At 37.0% G+C, this 15,667-nt stretch carries 10 protein-coding genes; 5 read left to right on the top strand and 5 right to left on the bottom strand.

Annotated features, from left to right (window positions below):
* Positions 1 to 249: 249 nt before the first annotated feature.
* The 4 genes from BQ7997_RS18535 to BQ7997_RS18520 are packed head-to-tail and all read right to left on the bottom strand — an operon-like array spanning position 250 to position 4,792.
* Positions 250 to 1,209, bottom strand: a complete 960-nt coding sequence (locus tag BQ7997_RS18535) for a pilus assembly protein N-terminal domain-containing protein (protein WP_073347608.1) — start codon at positions 1,207 to 1,209, stop codon at positions 250 to 252.
* 42 nt (positions 1,210 to 1,251) lie between these two features.
* A complete protein-coding gene (locus tag BQ7997_RS18530) occupies positions 1,252 to 2,664 on the bottom strand; it encodes a BT_3987 domain-containing protein (protein WP_073347607.1) in 1,413 nt (470 codons plus the stop codon).
* A 35-nt stretch (positions 2,665 to 2,699) separates the two neighbouring features.
* Entirely contained in the window at positions 2,700 to 3,869 is a 1,170-nt protein-coding gene (locus BQ7997_RS18525; protein WP_073347606.1) for a DUF1735 and LamG domain-containing protein, read from the bottom strand.
* A 5-nt stretch (positions 3,870 to 3,874) separates the two neighbouring features.
* Entirely contained in the window at positions 3,875 to 4,792 is a 918-nt protein-coding gene (locus BQ7997_RS18520; RefSeq protein ID WP_073347605.1) for a glycoside hydrolase family 18, read from the bottom strand.
* A gap of 153 nt (positions 4,793 to 4,945) precedes the next feature.
* Here BQ7997_RS18520 and BQ7997_RS18515 point away from each other — a divergent pair, with 153 nt between their 5' ends.
* The 5 genes from BQ7997_RS18515 to BQ7997_RS18495 are packed head-to-tail and all read left to right on the top strand — an operon-like array spanning position 4,946 to position 14,069.
* Positions 4,946 to 8,299 carry a SusC/RagA family TonB-linked outer membrane protein gene (locus tag BQ7997_RS18515; protein ID WP_073347604.1) on the top strand — a complete coding sequence of 1,118 codons (3,354 nt, stop codon included), beginning with the start codon at positions 4,946 to 4,948 and terminating at the stop codon, positions 8,297 to 8,299.
* Positions 8,300 to 8,310: 11 nt separating this feature from the next.
* A complete protein-coding gene (locus tag BQ7997_RS18510) occupies positions 8,311 to 9,885 on the top strand; it encodes a SusD/RagB family nutrient-binding outer membrane lipoprotein (protein ID WP_073347603.1) in 1,575 nt (524 codons plus the stop codon).
* 14 nt (positions 9,886 to 9,899) lie between these two features.
* Positions 9,900 to 10,910, top strand: coding sequence for a glycoside hydrolase family 18 (locus BQ7997_RS18505; protein ID WP_073347602.1), 1,011 nt, complete (start codon positions 9,900 to 9,902; stop codon positions 10,908 to 10,910).
* A gap of 9 nt (positions 10,911 to 10,919) precedes the next feature.
* Entirely contained in the window at positions 10,920 to 12,092 is a 1,173-nt protein-coding gene (locus BQ7997_RS18500; RefSeq protein WP_073347601.1) for a DUF1735 and LamG domain-containing protein, read from the top strand.
* 33 nt (positions 12,093 to 12,125) lie between these two features.
* Positions 12,126 to 14,069, top strand: coding sequence for a BT_3987 domain-containing protein (locus BQ7997_RS18495; protein ID WP_073347600.1), 1,944 nt, complete (start codon positions 12,126 to 12,128; stop codon positions 14,067 to 14,069).
* Between the two features lie 172 nt (positions 14,070 to 14,241).
* Here BQ7997_RS18495 and BQ7997_RS18490 read toward each other — a convergent pair whose 3' ends face one another.
* Complete coding sequence (locus BQ7997_RS18490; protein WP_073347599.1) at positions 14,242 to 15,660, bottom strand: ATP-dependent DNA helicase; 1,419 nt, start codon at positions 15,658 to 15,660, stop codon at positions 14,242 to 14,244.
* Positions 15,661 to 15,667: the final 7 nt, after the last annotated feature.

The following is a 15,667-nucleotide window of genomic DNA, read 5'->3' as shown; positions in this document are numbered from 1 at the left end:
CGTTGAGGAAACTAAGCTGACACTTGCTTCTATAAAAAAGAAGAGGTGACAGCATTTCTGCTGTCACCATGCTATCACACGCTGCTGTCACACCATTACTCACTCACAATCAAGCATTTAAATATAAATATGTGACAGATGACAGCAAATTTTCACTTTTCAATTCCCTAGTGGTGTACGCTGAGAGGTTATATCTCAATCCATTTCCAAACAAAATAACAATAACTTATAATCCAGAAAACAGAATACTTATATCTCAGCACAGAAATAGCCATAGGATTTCCCGTTACTTTGCACAGTATATACAGCCCATATTTTCTTTCCATCATTCTTTATTATCTCAAAAATAATAGGTTCATTAGTATATTCTGTCGTATAGTCTTCATAAGTGTATTGGCTCAAGAAAGCTTTTTCTTTTTTTCCTACAGATTTATCTCCTGAGAACCAAATCAACAAATGTTCACTATAAGTACTCCATCCATACTTATGCATTCCATTCTCCATCGTATTATAAAGCGTAGCACGAGACAGATAGGGCTTATACCCTTCAAACTCATATCTTACTTGAGAATTATTTTTTATACTCTCAAGCTCCTGCTTAGTATAAGGACTTGTTGAGATTGTAGTATGTACTGTAAAGCTGCCCTCCATTCCCATTCCATCTTTAACCGTAACTGTTGCATCACCCTCTTTTGTTGCAGTAATTATAATATAATCACCAGATATACTTGCGGACAAAATTTCATTATTATCAGATGTTGCAGAATATCCACCATTTCCTAAAATCACCCGAACAGTAGCTTCCCCCGGCGCACCATTAGGAATTTCAATATCAACATGCTCCTGATCTAAAGTCAACTTATCATAATAAGCAATAACCGGAAATTTTTTATACTGTCCACTCTGATCCGAAACAATTATAAATGTATTTCCTCCGGATTTTCCTGATATTACAATCTGACTATCCTCAACCTTAGCTGTAACAATCTCCGGATTCAACGAGAATGTATTATATTCACTCCCTCCCTGAGTTATTTCAACATTCGTTTCTTTATTAACAATCACACTTATAGATTCCTCACCAATATTAAGTTCTGGAGTTTCTTTTACAACCAGAATATCATTTTTCTCGTCATCATCATTACTACAACTATTCAGCATTAACGCCAATATGCAGGATGAGAATATTAATTTATAGATAGTTTTCATGCGTCTATATTTTACAGATTAATTAAACTTATGTATATGCAATTACCAATCCTTTTTATATGGTTTTTCATCATACAGCAATTCATCATCAAAATATCCTCCGGCTATTTTTTCCAGATCTTGAAGTTGAGTCTGTTGGAAACCGTATCTTGTTGGATCCATCGCGAAAATCATATGTGACAAATACCCATTGTTACGTGCGGTTCTCAGCTGGTCTTCTGTAACTTCCGTGCCTCTTCTTTCATTTAATTCCTGTGACCATAATGCCATATTTGCTTTAGGCATTCCCGGATAATTATAGCTAAGATCCGAATTTCTTCCATAATCATGAATACCATAGTCTACATACTCACCGGAACGATGTCCGTCTATGGTCGGCAGATTATATGTCGTCGTGTATACATAAACTGCCATTATACGGTCGGGCATCGCTTGTTTGATTTCATAGCAAAGCCTTCCTGCCGCAGCAGATGAACTATTAACGAATCCGGGAGGTGCCGGATACATAACATCCGAATGTTCATCATCCATAAAAACGCCATCCAGTTGATAAGCATCACACATCGCCTTGACTTCCTGTGCAAATGCTCTGGCAGTTTCATCGGCAAGGTTTCCAACCGCAGCACGATCATGATCTCCCAAAATTCCTAAAAGCACCTTCATTCCTCTATCTTGCAGAGGTTTGAGATATTTTTCACGATTGGAAAGTATATGTTGTACATTAGGATTGTTGTAAATGTACACTTTCTGCCGTTCTATATCGTATTTTATATTGGCAGAAAACAGAATAACCATATCGATCAACAATTTATTGTTGTTCTTCAGTGTGAAGCAGAGATTATTCAACGGATTCGTATCATTTACTTCCATACAGCTTATGATTTTCACTCCATTTGTCTTATGACAGTCGATAATGGATGACAAATCTTTAACAAAAACCAGAAAGGTCTGTTCCTCCCGGGAAATTGTCATATCACCTGACTTTGCACGAACAGAAAGAGGTATTACATATGTGTCCTCCGAATCGAGTGTATTATCACTACGATATGAAATTCTTATTCCTTCCGACTTCTTGTTACCTGCATTTACTGTCAAATTACCATTGTTCTCTATAGTTACAAGATTTTCAGGAAAAGGTCTATAACTTGTCTGATTTTTAATATTGTACGCTTCTAATGCAGTTTCGTCATACATCAGAGCAGCAGTACAGTCTTGTGACGTTTTCTTAGATACATTGAGATAAAAAAACGTACTTCCTTCATTACGGAACTCAACATGACCAACAACACGTTTACCTTCCTGATTTGTCACATATCCTAATAAGCCGTTGCTCACGATATAATCATCTTCGTTTATCGGTGATATTTCAACTTCTTCTTCACAAGCCGTAAAGCAACTCACAAGAAATAATATCACTGTGAATATGGGTATATTTATAAATCTATTATATTTCATAGTTATATACTTTTTATAATTTAGACAAGAACTATTTATTTTTTTTGAGGTAACTCTACCGGCTTCCACAGTAAGGTATTAGATGCTGTCGCATCATTGCCATTAACGGTATGATCCTTGATCGTATTGCCGCTTTCATCATCAAATTTCCAATAAGCGACCAGTCCTTCAGAATCAGGATCCACATAATAGAAATGATCCTTTACATTTATTTCTTCTTCGCTAAGTACCCGGTTCCAGATACGACATTCGCAAATATCACCATTGAAATACCGTTCCTTATTGTAAGAATAACCAATCCAGAAACAACGAGGCTTACCATTCGACTCATCTGAATGTGCAACTCCCCAGTTTATAGCACTCCTGAATTCAAGAGTTTGTGCAGTTTTTCTCTTTCCATCAATATATACTTCAACAAGTCCGGTAAGATAATTATAAGTAACAGCAACATGAACCCATGTTTTAACAGGAAGAGTCCAATCCGCAGATGTCGCATTATCTGCTTCCGTAGCTATCTGAATTTGATTGGAAGGCTCGGAATCTCCGATACGAATGAGAAACTTTCCTTCAATTCCCATCAATGTGCTAATTTTATTATCCAACTTGTCTGCACGCACAAGTGCCTCTGCTGTCAGTCTGTACAGACGGCTTACTACACTTGGGTTCTTCCAGGAAACATACACATTGTTTTCGTTAATGTTAGCCACCGTATTGATTAAGGCTGCTCCTTTAAAAATATAATAGTTCGTTCGTGCACTTTCAAGAATAGGAACATTGGCATCAGCTATTGTAACAGGAAGCACATATATTAATTCACGGTCAAGACTGGTCAAGTTCTTGAAACGAACAGTAACCTCTGTCGACTTTGTACTTCCTTTGAATATTGTCGCCTGTGTTTCCGGTATTTCATAATTCTCTTCAGGCAACATGATTGCATTATCATAATAAGCTGCATTATACATACCTACTAATAATGGATCAGCTTTATATGTGATTACAAAGTCTGTCTCAGCAGGTTTGGAAACCGAGACTTGAATCATTCTTTCCAGACTTTCTACGTTTTTCTTCAACAAGATAGTCCCAACTTTTGAATTACCGTCAACGTATACTTTGTTATTAAAAGTTTCCATATCATCTTGGCAACCTGAAATAATGCATACGGCAGCCAACGATATCATAATTGAAAATAGTTTATACTTTTTCATGACTATCAGTTTTTAATTGATGGATTTAGTGTATTGATTGCATTTCTCGTATCTTTAAATATCATCGAAGGATTATAATAGTCATTGGATATATTATAAATTCCAAGCCCGGCAACATCTATATTTCCGACACCAAGCGCCCATTCTGCTACTCCGGCCAATATTTTTGTCCCATCAGCAAAATATCCCGTTTCTTTATCGCTTTCATCAGGTGACGCTGTTGGAATTACAATAGCCAACTTATCCAACGGAACATTTTCCACAGCTGCCAGTTGCAAATTAAATGTAAGTTTCTCTACACTATTTACATCAAGACACGACACAAATATCACGGAACAATTAGTTAACAGCTCCTTATTTATCAGATTCTGCGGATTGCCTTCAAAAACAATCACATGATCTTGATGTCTTTGAAACCAGTCATTCATTATTCCAATAAATGCTTTTTCATTCTGTTTATATTCATCCTTCTCTGCTTCTGTCATATGCAATATGCTTTTCCCTACATATCCGATAGAGATTCCATCATAGTCATATTTATCTGCTATTGAAAGAGCATGTTGCAATGTATCTACCATATAAGAGAGAAAATCCTGCGCTATTGGTTCTGCTTCCGCTTCGCTTTCCATAGATTGATTATAAGCCGCTTTGATTTCATCAAAACTAATGGAGTAAATAACCTTTGTATTCTTATTGCTCCTTATACTCTCAATCTCCTGCAACTCACGTTCTACTAGATTTTCCGGGTGTATTAATACCACAGCGTCGAGACTATCGGGTAAATCAGTAAGATGTTGCGCACGACTGAACAGATTCTTTTCGCTATTATCAAACCATGCATACACTTTTTTGTGTTCCGGTTCTGCTTTATATTGACGTAAGTTCTCCAAGTACTTGGTATATCCTAATTGTAAGGTAATCAAGAGGGTATTATATTATTTTCATTTTTCTCAGAAAAAAAGAGAAATTGGACTAAGTGTTTATTATATTAGCGTTGTTTTATTAGCAAAAGGGAGAAGAAAGTCGACACTCTCCTTTTTAGAGTTTAATAAAAGTATAACCGTTAAATTAAAAGTATGGAAAGCAAACATTCGCTTCGAAAGTCGAATCTATTTCGAGCTTTACTGATTCTTTTGTTCATGGTAGTTCCATTGCAGTGGGCTACAGCCCAGTTGACATTATCAACTCACCGTACAACTTTAGGAAGTGTAATTAAGCAAATTCAGTCCCAATCAAAGTATCAATTCTTTTATAACGACAAGCTATCAACAATAACTGTTGATCCTTTAAATGTAAAAGATGCTCCATTGGAACAAGTACTGAATACGCTTCTTAAGAACAAAGATATTTCCTACAAGATAGAAGATAATATCATCTATCTATCAGAGAAAGAAGTATCAAGTGGTAACCAACAGCAAGTTGGTAAAGAACAAACTGTAACAGGACAAGTTATAGATTCCAAAGGTGAACCACTAATCGGAGTCAGTATTCTAGTAAAAGGAACAACTGATGGAGCTATAACCGATTTAGATGGTAACTATAAGATAGTTACCAAAAGCACTAATCCGGTTATTGTGTATTCATACATTGGATATAAGACACAGGAAATCCCTCTAAAAGGTCAATCCACTGTAAATATAACATTAATGGATGATACACAAGTTATTGATGAAGTAGTTGTCACTGCTTTGGGTATCAAACGAGCGACAAAAGCTCTGAGTTATAATGTTCAGGAAGTAAAAAGTGATGACCTTTTAACTAACAAGGATGCCAACTTCATCAACGCTCTTTCCGGTAAGGTTGCTGGAGTTACAATCAATTCCAGTTCATCAGGTGTAGGTGGTGCCAGCAAAGTGGTGATGCGTGGTGCAAAAAGTATAGAGCAATCCAGTAACGCACTTTATGTAATAGATGGTATTCCAATGTACAATTTGAGCGGAGAAGGCGGACAAGTATTCGATTCAAAGGGATCCACAGAAGCTATTGCTGATATAAATCCGGAAGATATTGAGTCCATGTCCGTATTGACTGGTGCTGCAGCGGCAGCTTTGTATGGTAGTCAGGCAGCTAATGGCGCAATTGTTATTACTACAAAGAAAGGTAAAGAAGGACGTGTCAGTTTGACTGTTACACAAAATACAGAATTTATTCGTCCGTTCAGAATGCCGGAATTTCAAAATCGTTATGGTACAGGCAATCTGTCAACAGGTGCAACAACTGGTGACCTTAGTTGGGGACATCTGTTAAACAACAGCAATTACATGGGATATGATCCGGCAAGTGACTTCCTCAGAACAGGTGTTGTTACTACCGAAAGCGTCGCACTATCAGCTGGTACGGATAAAAATCAGACTTATTTTTCTTCCAGCGTTGTGAATTCCAAAGGTATGGTTCCCAACAATGACTATAATCGCTATAATTTTACATTCCGCAATACGACTTCTTTCTTGAAGGACAAAATGATATTGGATGTAAGTGCCAGTTATATCAAGCAAAATGATAAGAATATGGTTAACCAAGGTACTTATTCAAACCCATTGGTGACTGCTTATTTATTTCCGCGTGGAAACGATTGGGAAGAATATAAAATGTATGAACGCTACGACACGAATCGCAAAATTTATACTCAATATTGGCCCAATGAAATGCTTTCCAGCTATACAGGACAAAACCCGTATTGGATTGCATATCGTAATTTACGTGAGAACGATAAAGAACGTTATATGTTAAGTACCAACCTGAGTTATCAAATTCTTGACTGGTTAAGCGTTTCTGGTCGTGTGCGTATAGATAATGCAAATACAGATTATACAAAGAAATTATATGCAACCAGCCATAATGTATTGACAGAAGGTTCGAAAAACGGCTTCTTTGGTTTAGCCAGAACTATCGACAAACAGACATACGCAGACGTAATGGTGAACATCAACAAGACATTTAAAGAAATTATTTCTTTGCAAGCTAACATTGGTGCGTCTTACTCTGATATGAAACAAGATGTTATGTCTAATGAAGGCCCGATCCGTAGTGATGGAATTGCTAATATGTTCAATATCATTCAACTGGATGATGTTAAGACAAAGCGTAATCAAAGTGGTTACAGAGAACAAACCAAATCTCTTTTTGCAAGTGTTGAACTAGGCTATAAGAGTACATATTATTTAACTTTAACTGGACGTAGCGATTGGCCTTCTCAATTAGCAGGACCTAATTCTGCAAAAAGTGCATTCTTTTATCCCTCAATAGGTGGTTCTGTCATTCTTTCAGAATTATTGCCGATGCCGAAGCAGATTCAATATTTGAAACTAAGAGGTTCATTTGCGTCAGTAGGTTTACCTTTTCCCCGTTTCCTGGCAAGTCCTACTTATGAATGGGATAATGCAACAAAACAATGGATTACCAAGACTCATTATCCATTGTATGAATTGAAGCCGGAAAAAACTAACTCTTGGGAAATTGGTATCACAGCAAAATTCTTGGATCATTTTAATTTTGACTTAGGATTATATACAACAAAGACTTATAATCAAACATTCAATCCTCAGGTTTCTGTATCTTCAAAATACTCAACGATGTACGTACAAACAGGTAGTGTACGGAATAAAGGTATAGAGTTATCACTTGGATATCAGAATGAATGGAACAAGAAGTTCAGTTGGTCATCTAACTTTACTTTTAGTGCCAACAAGAATGAAATACTTAATTTGTTAGAGAACTATATTCACCCCGAAACAGGTGAGCTAATCACAAAAGAACGATTGGATGTCGGTGGTCTTGCACAAGCTAGATTTGTACTAAAGAAAGGTGGAACATTAGGAGATATGTATTCTACCGCAGACTTACTACGTGACAACCAAGGTAATATTTATGTTGACGCAGAAGGAAATGTAAAAGCCAACTTCAAATCTGAAGATATTAAATTAGGCAGTGTATTCCCGAAATGCAATATGGCTTGGAGAAATGATTTTCGTTGGAAGAATCTGAATTTCGGCTTTATGTTATCTGCGCGTATTGGTGGTATCGTCTATTCTGCTACACAAGCAGCTCTTGACCTTTATGGAGTATCGGAAGTCAGTGCGGCTGCACGTGACCGTGGAGGTGTATCTGTTAATGGCGGTGATATAATCGATGCACAAAAATGGTATTCTGTGATAGGTTCGGAAAGTGGTATTCCCCAATATTATACTTATAGTGCAACAAACTTACGTTTACAGGAAGCCAGCATCGGTTATACAATACCTAAAAACAAATTATGGGGTGTAGCAGATATTACAGTCTCACTGGTAGGACGTAACTTATGGATGATCTACTGTAAGGCTCCATTTGATCCGGAAGCGGTGGCTACAACCGGTAACTATTATCAAGGTATTGATAATTTCATGATGCCAAGTTCACGTAACTTAGGATTCAATGTTAGACTTAAATTTTAATAGTAGCAGCTATGATAAAGAAATCAACCATAAAACTAATTCTTGTCGGCGGCGCAATAGGTGTTTCCGCATGTACAAATAATTATATAGATTATAATACTAATCCATACGAAGCGACCAAGGACCAAATGAATGCAGATGGCTATATTTGGCGGTCGGCTTTAGTAAATATGCAAGGTTATGTCGTTCCGGCAGAGCCTAACACCCTTCAATATACTGACTGTTTATTAGGTGGTACATATGGTGGTTATTTGGGGGAATCGAAAGCAAACGACTGGAATAATCGTTTTTCCACATACAACCCTTCGCAAGCATGGATCGGAGTGCTTTATAATGATATAGTTCCCAAAGTATTGCCTAGCCTGAGTCAAATAGAAGTCAATACAACAGATGAAGTCCCTCTAGCGGTAGCACAGGTTGTAAAAGTTGCAGCTTTGCATAGGATCACTGATACATACGGTCCCATTCCTTATTCTCAATTGGGTGCTGATGGTAAATTAGCTGCTCCGTTTGATTCGCAGCAAGATGTTTACACCAATATGATTAAAGATTTGGATAATGCTATTAACATTCTTACAGCCAAACAAACAAATACTTTTAATCCTGATGCGGATAAAGTATATGGCGGTAATGTGGTGAAATGGGTAAAGTTTGCAAATTCTCTAAAATTACGTTTGGCAATGCGTATGGTATATACCAATTATAACATGGATGGAAAAACGCCCCAAACAATAGCTGAAGAAGCCGTAAAACATGAAATTGGGGTCATGACTTCAAACGATGACAATGCAATGTTTACTCCTAACGAGAATCCTTTTTATAAAACAAATTATGAATACAGTGATTATCGGGTTGCTGCCGATATAATGTCTTATATGAAAGGCTATCAAGATCCTCGTATGGAGAAATATTTCACTAAATCCACTTTTGCTGATAAAGATTATCATGGTATTCGTATTGGTACTGGTGTCTTAACTGATTCAGAAATGAGTCACTCGTATTCTAATATGCTAACAACTCTGAACTCTAAACTAATGTGGATGAATGCTGCCGAAGTTGCATTTCTAGAAGCAGAAGGAGCTTTGAGAGGTTGGGACATGAAAGGCGGAGATGCTAAGTCATACTATCAGAAAGGCATCACATTGTCTTTTGAACAATGGGGAGCTAATATTACAGATAGTTATCTCACTTCACAAAAAGTACCGCAGATATATAAAGATCCTGCCGGAACGTTCAGCTATACCGGTTCTATTTCAGACATTACAGTAAAATGGAAAGAAATAGGTGGATTTGATGAAGAAAATCTAGAACGTATTATTACTCAAAAATGGATTGCCAATTTCCCGTTAGGCATGGAATCATGGGCTGAGTTTCGTCGTACAGGATATCCAAAGTTAATGGAAGTAGACAAAAACCTAGGGACTGATATAACCAAAGGGAAGTTTGCACGTCGTCTGTCTTATCCACAGGATGAATATAGAAACAATGGAGATAACATGCCGAAAGCATTGGAATATCTAAAGGGAGCAGACAAAATGTCTACTCATGTATGGTGGGATTGTAATCCAAGATTAACTCAAGAATAAAAATCTAGTGAATTATGAATAATAAAACAAATATAATAGTAACATTGCTTTTTGCAGCAAGTTGTGCTTTTGTTTCATGTGATGACTGGACAGATGTAGAAAGTATCGGCATCAAACAGCCCGGTATTGAGGAACAAAACCCTGAACTATATACCAAGTACTTGGAGAACTTACGTCAATATAAAGCTGATACGGAACACAAAAAAGTGTATGCATGGTTTGATAATAGCGAAAAGAATCCTGCTAGTCGCGCACAGCATATAACAAGCCTGCCTGACAGCATTGATATTGTCGGATTGATGTATCCTTCAGAGTTAGCAACTTTTGAAAAAGAAGAAATAACAATTCTACGACAGAAGGGAACAAAAGTAGTTTATACCATAAGTTATGATGATATAAAGACCCAATATGAAGACCATATTTCTACCCAATCACAGTCAGAAACTGAAAGTACATTTGATGCATTTCTAAAAAAAGAAGTAGAAAAGCAATTGGCATATGCAGAACCTTTCGATGGAATTATCGTAAAATATGTTGGTCAAAATCCTAAATATATGAACGAAGAAGACAAAGCTATTTATACTGAAATGCAGAATATCTTCCTGAATGCTATGTTAACATGGAAAAGCCAAAACAGCAATAAAGTACTTTCATTTGAAGGAAAGCCTCAAAATCTAATTGACAAAAATATACTGAATAATTTCCTTCATATTATCATTGATGCATTTCAAATAACAAATGAAACTGAACTCAATCTTTCCATCTTAGAATGTTCAGAAACAAATGTCCCTACCGACCGCTTTATTATAGCAGTTTCAAGTCCTTCGTCAGATGGTACAGAAGGTTTTTGGGGAACAGCAGAAGCTATAATCGAAAGTGCATATTGGACAACGACCGAGTCTAATATCTATATCAAAGCCGGTATTGCTATCAATAATGTTCAATATGACTATTATCGCACGAATGGTACATACCGTACTGTAAGAGAAACTATTAACATTATGAACCCAGCTCCAGTTAAATAATTTACTATTATGAAACTACAACAACTATATTTCATCTCATTAGGATTACTGACCGGATTGCTTACCGGATGCAATGAGGATATGGAAAACTTCTCCAATAACATCTATATGAATTCTATTGTTCCTGAAAATATATTGGTTAAAGCTAATATAGAATCAGAAGAGCGTTCATTCCAAATTGCCATGGCAAAACCGGAGCCACAAGATGTTAGTTTTACAATCAAGGCCGACCCTGGTTTAATTTCTCAATATGAGGATATTTATTACACTAGTGGGGTAGAATCCTTACCGGAGAATTTTTACTCTTTTTCTGCAACTGAGGGAAGAATTCCTGCTGAAGGTATTATCTCCACTCCAATAACTGTAAAATTCAAAGATATCAACCTATTGGATATTGATAAAGTTTATGTACTCCCAGTTACAATTACAAATGCCAATATTAGCATTTTAAATTCTGCCCGTACATTCTATTATGTTTTCAAAGGTGCATCACTTATCAATAAAGTGGCAAACATAAGCAATAACAATGTTTATGTGAAATGGACAAATCCTGACGTTGTACAAGGAATGACAGAGCTGACAGCCGAGGCTTTAATTCGCCCACATAGTTTTGATAACTCAATTAGTACATTAATGGGTATTGAGGGCAAGTTCTTATTCCGATTTGGTGATAATTCTCCTAAAAATCAATTGCAGATTGTAACAGGAGAAGGCGCTAGCGAACATAAAACTATGATTGCCCGTGACGTACAATTGGAAGAGTGGATTCATATTGCCATCACTTATGATGCCAATGCCAAAACAATTAAAGCATATTATAACGGAGAATTAGTTGCAGAAGACAATAAAGTAACATTTGGCCCTGTTGATTGGGGAGTAGAACATTCCGACGAATCAAATGGAAAACCACGTTGTTTCTGGATTGGTTATTCATACAATAATGAACGTTGGCTGGATGCAGACATATCAGAAGTACGCATATGGAATCGAGTATTAAGTGCAGAAGAGATTAGTGCTACTAACCATGCTTATGAAGTAGACCCTGCATCAGATGGATTAGCTGTTTATTGGAAGTTCAATGACGGTGCAAATTCTATCAAAGATTATACAATGAACGGCAATGATGCTACTGCTTCCAACCCATTGACATGGATAGACGTAGCCCTTCCAGCCAAAGAGTAAATAAATAAACATAGATTTAATAGAATACAAGCTATGAAACATATTGATATTTTAAAATCATCCATACTCACTGTAACATTCGCATGCTTAAGTGCAATGTTTGCAGCTTGCCAAGACGACATTACTATACCGTTCGGGAGTCAAAATGCCTTTGATAATGTAGAAGGAACATTTGGAAGTGTCCGATCGGCTGCTGGTGCTAAAGCGCTCACCACTATCAACATTAATGGTGATAAAGCAGGAACAGGGCATCTTTATTTTGAATTAAGTAAAGCAGCAGATAAAGATATAACTGTTACTTTTAAAGTAGACGAAGCTGCACTTACTGCCTATAATGACGCTAATGGTACATCTTATGTGATGTACCCAGCCAACAAATTAACTTTAGAGAATGATGGTATCGTAACAATTCCAGCAGGAAAAAGAAAATCCGCCTCAATTGAATTAAATATTTCATCTGGAGGTACAGTTGGCTCAACATATGCCATAGCCGTATCTGCAACAGCCTCTGATGGAATTGATATGACTTCTAACAATCAGTCATATATTTATTTAGTGAAACCATTAGCTGCTATTCCCGATAGTCAGAAAGGAGATGTCAAAACACTTTGTTATATTGAAGTAAATAATGAAAACATCTTGAATGTCGGGGAATATACAATGAAAGAAAGTGGCAAACCTTTTTTTGATATTGTTAGTGTTTTTGCTGCGAATATCCGCTTGAATGCAGAAGGAAAACCATACATTCATTGCAATCCGCAAGTTACTTTTGTATTAGAGAATGCTGATAAATTAATTCGTCCACTACAAGAAAAGGGAATCAAAGTCAATTTATCTATTCTAGGGGATCACACTCCTGCGGGCATGAGAAGTTTAGGAAATGAGGCAGCAAAAGACTTTGCCAAAGAATTAAAAGCTTATGTTGATATCTATGGATTCGACGGAATTGACTTCGATGACGAATACTCTGCATATGACAAAGTTCCTGGACATCCCGGACTAGTTACAGCTTCACAAGAACAATATAGCCGTTTAGTATATGAATGCCGGCAAATAATGCCAAATACATCTTTAGGAATATACTGGTATCAAAGTAATGACTATCCAAGAGGAGATATTGAGGGAAAAACTGTCAACGAAATAGTAGATTATGCAGTCTATGGTACGTATGGTGGATGGAGGCCTCTTTCTACAGATCTTTTAGAGAAAAAGAAACAATGTCCATATGCCATAAGGCTATCTAATGGGATTTCCTACAATACTAGCTATTTAAACAACATCAAAGCAGATTGGGGATACTTTGCATTTTATGACTTGCAATCTTCTAAGATTTATGATACCAAAATTAATGAAATCGGCAAGCTTCTTTATAATGATGAAGTAGTTTGGAGTGGTCAAGTTTATGGAAGAACCGACTTTACATCCTCAGAAACAACTGCCCGCATTGACTATAAATATTACCTCGGTGAATGGGAGGTTACTTCTGGAACTTCTTTCAAATGGAATAATACATCTTGGAACTCATGGGGTGGTACCATGAAATACAATATAAGAATTGAAGAAAATGTTAAAGATGAATCTTATTATGTATATGGTTGGGCTCCTCCTTACAATCAAATCACTGACAAATATCCGTTAGTTATGAATTATATTGCAGAAACAGCTAGTTTAAGTATTCCAATTCCTCAAACGATCCATGAACCAGATGCAACAGACCCACTTTTATGGCAGTTATGTCTTGGTACGCTTGGAGACCAAAAACAAATTAATTCATGGAAAAGAGAAGATAAAGAAGGAACTATTGTGAGCTCATTCGGAAACAGTGGAGGTTTATACCTAGATCACCGGCCTGCTACTAATTCCCAATCTACCATGATTCCATTTTGTTCAAATGATAATGGAACCACTTGGCTGTATATTCATACCAATTTTGGAGACCAGCATCCTAAGAATAATTTTACGCTAAAAAAGAAGTAATAGAATTATAAGATTTTATTTTATAATATTTTCATAAATATAGCACCCTAAGAGTTTTCTATAAAACTTTTAGGGTGTACTTCATAGACAAGAACCTTTTAATATAAAAAAATGTACTCATGAAATCAATTGATTTCAAATTAACTGATTTCATCGTTGTTATCCAAGACACCTATTCCACCTGTTCCTTCGGATAATTCACCAAATACAAAGTCTTTGTCGCACGTGTGAACGCCGTATACAACCAACGAAAATAATCAGGAGTCAAATATTCGTCCGTCATATATCCTTGATCCAAGAACACATTCTGCCACTGTCCGCCTTGCGCTTTATGACAAGTAACCGCATACGCATATTTCACCTGCAAAGCATTATAATGCGGGTCAGCTTTCATCTTCTTCATCCGGTCACGCTTATTAGGAATATCTATATAGTCTTCCAATACCGTATAAAACAATCGGTCATTATCCGCCTTCGGCAATGCAGGTGCGTCTGAATGTAAAGTATCCAACAACAAATTAGCATCCAGTTCAAAATCATTCTGGTCGGGAAACCGAAGGGTGACTTCGGCAAAACGGAAACCGTACATCTCACGAGTACGGCGGACACGACGAACAATAGCAATCTCACCATTAGCTATAAAGTCCATCTCTTTATACCTCTCCGTCCAGTAATAATTGTTCTTGGCAACCATTAACATATCTCCTGTATTCAATTCATCTTCACGCCAAAGAATCTGCGCACGTATTCCGTTATTATAGAGGTTCGCGCGTTTATTAGAACGACAGATTACAATTGTTTCGTCCATTCCGTCATGGTCATAGCAATTGTTCAGTTCGTCAATTAATTCCGTACCCGGTACTACTTTTATATCGGGGAACCCTGTTACCTTTATCTTAGGTAAAGAGTAACATTCATCTTCCGCAATCAACTGTCTCAATTGCGTAGCATTCCATAGAATACCGGACTCTTGTACTTGGCGGACTACCTGAGTCAAATCGACCTCACGAACTTCAAGACCATACCCCTTCAATGCATCACCAAAGAGTGCCGGACTCAACTCCTCTCCTACCGGAGGAAGCTGCGCTGTATCACCCATTAGTAAAAGACGACATCCCTGTCCCGAATATACGAATTGCACCAAATCATCCAACAAACGCCCCGTACCAAATACACTGCCGGATAATCCCTCATTCGAAATCATGGAAGCTTCATCGACAATGAACAACGTATTTGTAGCCAGATTGTCATTAATCGAAAAGTTACTCAGTTCGTTAGAGAAAGATTGTTGTCTGTATATTTTCTTATGGATAGTAAAAGCGGGATGTCCGGCATATGCCGAAAAAACTTTCGCCGCACGACCTGTCGGAGCCAACAAAACAGACTTTTGCTGAAGCTGATCCATCGTTTTCACCAAGGCTCCTACTAGAGATGTTTTACCGGTACCGGCATACCCTCTGAGTATAAAAACCTCATCCGCCAGAGTAGACAGAAGAAACTCTGAAAGAGATTTTACAGCAATTTCCTGCTCTAAAGTTGGTTGGTAAGGAAAATTTTCCTTAATTTGCCTTTCTAAATAGTTATTTATCATTTTTGTA

This window comes from Bacteroides congonensis, assembly GCF_900130125.1.
GTDB lineage: Bacteria > Bacteroidota > Bacteroidia > Bacteroidales > Bacteroidaceae > Bacteroides > Bacteroides congonensis.
The sequence above is the reverse complement of the archived record's forward strand: the minus strand, read 5'-3'. Positions and strand labels throughout refer to the sequence as shown.